Below are 4,058 nucleotides of genomic sequence, written 5' to 3'. Positions count from 1 at the left end.
GCACTGCCGCAGCTACTCGTTGGGATTGTTTCCCATGATTCCATGCTGGACCTTGATGGCAAGTTGAATTTTTTCAAGTTCGTCGATAATCTGATCAATTTCCAGGAAGTTTTTCACCGGTTCGGCCATCAAAGTCTGCAACCGGTTGCGCAAAAACGCATAGTCGGAGGTTAGATCGGGCTTCATTCGGGTAGGTCCCATCGGCTGTCAGAACAAAACAATGTCGACCCTTCCGAAAATCCCCGTGGCTTCTTCTTTCTAGCCAGACTGCGCTGGCGAAGAACGCAGGTTTCATCGTTCGCCGCCCGAAGGCACAACGCTCGCCGGGATGCTGCCAATTTGATTGGAGATGATGTGAAATAATTCATGTGGAGAAGCCTCCTTTAAAAAAACAGATGCATATTCCGGTGATTTGTCATTGCTTTCCCGCAAACTTCGACTGGTCCGAACTCATTGAATAATCGGAATAATCGGAATCGAACCTGTCATGAAGTTTAGCCAACCTGCAGTTGTTTCAAGCATGCTTCGTACCCGGTAACCGTGTAGGAAGAAGCCGAAATATGAGGTGTCTTCTCCGGCCTCGCCAAACGGAAAAGCTCATGACAGCAATGGAAAAAAACAACGCAAAAAAGCCTTAATTTCACCGAGAAGTCACATTATGAAATTCAAGTAACGTGTGGTTTCCCACATGCCTATTTTTTTCTGCGCCGCTACATTGAGCCCATAACCCACCTACGCAGCAACCGCCGCTGCGCTTTTGCCATGACAACGACTTCCTACGCACAAATCCGCAAACCGGCGCTATACCGCTCTCTTTATTTTCAGGTGGTATGCGCGGTGATTGCCGGCATAGCCCTTGGCTATTTCTACCCCGCGCTCGGTGCTGAAATGAAACCGCTGGGAGACGGCTTCATCAAGCTGATAAAGATGATGATCGCACCCATTATTTTCTGTACTGTCGTGATCGGCATCGCTGGCATGGAAGACATGAAAAAGGTAGGCAAGACGGGCGGTCTGGCACTGCTTTACTTTGAAGTGGTCAGCAGCTTTGCGCTTGTCATTGGTCTGGTTCTGGTCAATCTGCTCCAACCCGGCGCAGGTATGAATGTAGACCCCGCCAGTTTGGACACCAAAGCCGTGGCAGCTTATACCGGCCCTGGCAAGATGGTGGGCACCACCGATTTCATCCTCAACATTATTCCAAATGCGCTCTTTGACGCTTTCGCGAAAGGCGAGATTTTGCAGGTGTTGCTGATCGCCGTGCTGTTTGGTTTCGCGCTGCACCGCTTTGGTGGCCGGGGCACGCTCGTCTTCGACTTCATCGAAAAAACCTCACACGTGCTTTTCAACATTATCGGCTTCATCATGAAAGTCGCTCCCATCGGTGCCTTTGGCGCCATGGCATTCACGATTGGTAAATACGGCGTCGGCTCGCTGTTATCGCTCGGTTACTTGATGGGAGCGTTCTACCTGACCTGCCTGATTTTCATCTTTGGCGTATTGGGGACAATTGCGCGCATTCACGGCTTCAGCATCTGGAAGTTCATCAAGTACATCAAGGAAGAACTGCTGATCGTGCTGGGTACCTCTTCCTCCGAATCAGTGCTGCCACGCATGATGGAAAAAATGGAAAATCTGGGCGCAAAGAAAACCACCGTGGGCTTGGTTATCCCCACCGGCTACTCGTTTAATCTTGACGGAACTTCCATTTACCTGACCATGGCAGCGGTGTTTATCGCACAAGCCACCAACACACCCATGACACTGATGCAGGAGTTGACATTGCTCGGCGTCTTGCTGCTTACCTCGAAAGGGGCGGCGGGTGTGACGGGTAGTGGCTTCATTGTGTTGGCCGCCACTCTGTCCGCCGTAGGAACGGTGCCGGTGGCGGGCTTGGCCCTGATTCTGGGCATTGACCGTTTCATGTCGGAAGCACGGGCACTAACCAACCTGATTGGCAATGGAGTTGCAACGATAGTCGTGGCCAAATGGACAGACGAGCTTGACACAGACCGGCTCAGGGCCGGTCTGAATAATGAAACGTGGGAAGAGGCCCAGGACCCGGAAGTTATGCTGGATCAAAAAACTGATCACATGACGGTGCCCCGCTGAGGCGTTTTTAGTTTTTCGAGTTGGAAGTAACGCGCCAACTTCCGGAAACCCCATTCAAAGTTTCCGGATTTTAAAACCTCTGCTGACCGCGCTTAGCGAGACTGACGTGGCGCCGGGCCTGGTCCGCGGCCGGCAATATGGCGGAAAGTAATGCGACCCTTGCTCAGGTCGTACGGCGACAATTCAAGCGAGACCTGGTCGCCAGCAAGAATCCGTATATGATTTTTACGCATTTTTCCCGAGGTGTACGCTACAAGTTTGTGGCCGTTGTCCAGCGTCACGCGAAAACGCGAATCGGGCAGGACCTCGTCAACCAGTCCATGCATTTCAATAAGTTCTTCTTTGGCCATACGGTAACTCCTGATATTTGAAAATTATTCTGTGTTGCCAGCCCACACGGGATGGCAGGGACTTATGCGCAAACTGGCAACGAGCGCTCGTGAATCCAGTCCATTGCGTGCTCGGTAGCGTAATGTACGGCAGCGGCAGCACTGTCAAAAATTCCGGTGAAACGCAGTACCCGGTCGTGGGTGCCGCTACCGCGACCGGAGCGGATCGAAACTGAAGCTGCGTATCGGCCTTTGCCCTGCTGCTTGGCAAGTGGCGAGACAAGGTATTTACCTACCTCTATTGGGGTAATGTTCATAGTCATAAAAGTCTTTGCCGGATATTTTTTTCGGCTTTGTGGGATAGGGTAACCAGCTTGCGAGCAAGCCAACGTATATTCGATGTTCGTCCGCCAGGCAGGTGAAAGCCAAGGTAACTTGAGCCATGAGTGAGCACCGTTGGTGGAAGTGCTTACCAGGAAATGGAGGAGTGCTGTCGACATCAAGGCTGAAAAACCTGTGAAAGCAGTACCAGATCGCTGGGAGTTCGGGCTCCAGGAAGCGCCGCATTTGAGAAAGAAGCCAGGTGAAATAGCGGCTTCGATGAAAAACGCTGATGCGTTACCAAACTCATTATTATAACCGGGTAATCCGACGATTGCGGTTCTTCATTCAGCATTCCGACCGCGGGTAAATCTGCCGCATCCGATTGATAGCCCTGGACGCGGCTGCAACACGGATTTGCACGCCGGGTTTACTGTGCGCGCGCTACAGCTGTTTGTTGACGGTTGTCGGGCTGGCACCCAATATGTTGCCAATGTTGCGGTTGACTTTTCCCTTGTCCACTCGATGCAGCACTCGCCTTCTTTCGCGGTGGGCCCGAAGCTCAAGGCGATCGCCTGGACCACAGCATCGTCCGAACTTTCACGCATCACAATGAGCCAGCTGCCGCTGCCGTTACTGTCTCCGGTTTGCGGGTTCAGCCGGAACGTCAGACGTCGCGGCCCCTGTTTGACCGTCAGACGCGACGGCTCGATCTGCCGCTCCGCGACAGCCAGGTGGCAGCGCAGCCAGTCCAGCATGCCTGCCGGGTACGTTGCAGCGAGGCTTCGCCGCTGGTTGCCATCAACTGGCTAGTCCGATTCACCCCGCGAATCATGCAACACCGATTCGCGACCGATCAGTGGCAGGAGAGTGTTTCGCATATGCGCGGCGTCGAGCTTGTTCAGCGGACGGTCGGCGGCATGTCCTTCACGGTCGCGCACCACCATCGGTCAATTTGATTCTTAAGTGGGAAATCACGACGAACAGCGCCACTGCGCGGCCGCACAGCCCTAGTCATGAAACACATTTTCGTGGGCAGCAAGTTATATCTTTTTTGGATTTACGGCCTTTCGTTCTGGCGGCACCATGTTGGAGATGGCCAAGTGAGCAAGCAGCGCGCCGCCCTGCATCTAGACCACGAGCAGCACTCCGGCCGACCCGCCAAGGCTAGCGATTGACCTTTGTCTGTACCGGCCTGAAACGCCGATCGGTCGGCCTGTTCGCCCATCCGGGTAATTAATGCAATGCGGACCGTTAAAAAGGCACCACAAAAGTGCACATTAATTTGCCGCTGGT

General features: G+C 53.2%; 3 protein-coding genes and 1 pseudogene. 1 reads left to right on the top strand and 3 read right to left on the bottom strand.

The features are described 5' to 3' along the window. The first annotated feature begins 762 nt into the window (after positions 1–762). Positions 763–2,112 (top strand): dicarboxylate/amino acid:cation symporter, encoded by a 1,350-nt coding sequence (locus HHJ19_RS00060; RefSeq protein ID WP_296902988.1) that lies wholly within the window; start codon positions 763–765, stop codon positions 2,110–2,112. Positions 2,113–2,204: 92 nt separating this feature from the next. Here the strand turns inward: HHJ19_RS00060 and infA are convergent, their stop codons facing one another. From infA to HHJ19_RS00045, 3 genes and pseudogenes are all read right to left on the bottom strand, one after another. Further along, a complete protein-coding gene (gene infA, locus HHJ19_RS00055; RefSeq protein ID WP_011800392.1) occupies positions 2,205–2,462 on the bottom strand; it encodes a translation initiation factor IF-1 in 258 nt (85 codons plus the stop codon). A 62-nt stretch (positions 2,463–2,524) separates the two neighbouring features. Then, positions 2,525–2,764, bottom strand: a complete 240-nt coding sequence (locus tag HHJ19_RS00050; protein WP_296902989.1) for a hypothetical protein — start codon at positions 2,762–2,764, stop codon at positions 2,525–2,527. Positions 2,765–3,598: 834 nt separating this feature from the next. Then, positions 3,599–3,712 (bottom strand): annotated as a pseudogene (locus tag HHJ19_RS00045) (IS1595 family transposase); the annotation flags it as partial. Between the last annotated feature and the right edge of the window lie 346 nt (positions 3,713–4,058).

The sequence above is a fragment of the Polaromonas sp. genome (assembly GCF_012927415.1).
In the GTDB taxonomy this organism is placed as follows: domain Bacteria; phylum Pseudomonadota; class Gammaproteobacteria; order Burkholderiales; family Burkholderiaceae_C; genus Polaromonas.
The sequence above is the reverse complement of the archived record's forward strand: the minus strand, read 5'-3'. Positions and strand labels throughout refer to the sequence as shown.

Coding starts and splice junctions, on each gene's coding strand:
- HHJ19_RS00060 (WP_296902988.1), top strand. CDS start 763: ATGACAACGACTTCCTACGCACAAATCCGCAAACCGGCGCTATACCGC.
- infA (WP_011800392.1), bottom strand. CDS start 2,462: ATGGCCAAAGAAGAACTTATTGAAATGCATGGACTGGTTGACGAGGTC.
- HHJ19_RS00050 (WP_296902989.1), bottom strand. CDS start 2,764: ATGACTATGAACATTACCCCAATAGAGGTAGGTAAATACCTTGTCTCG.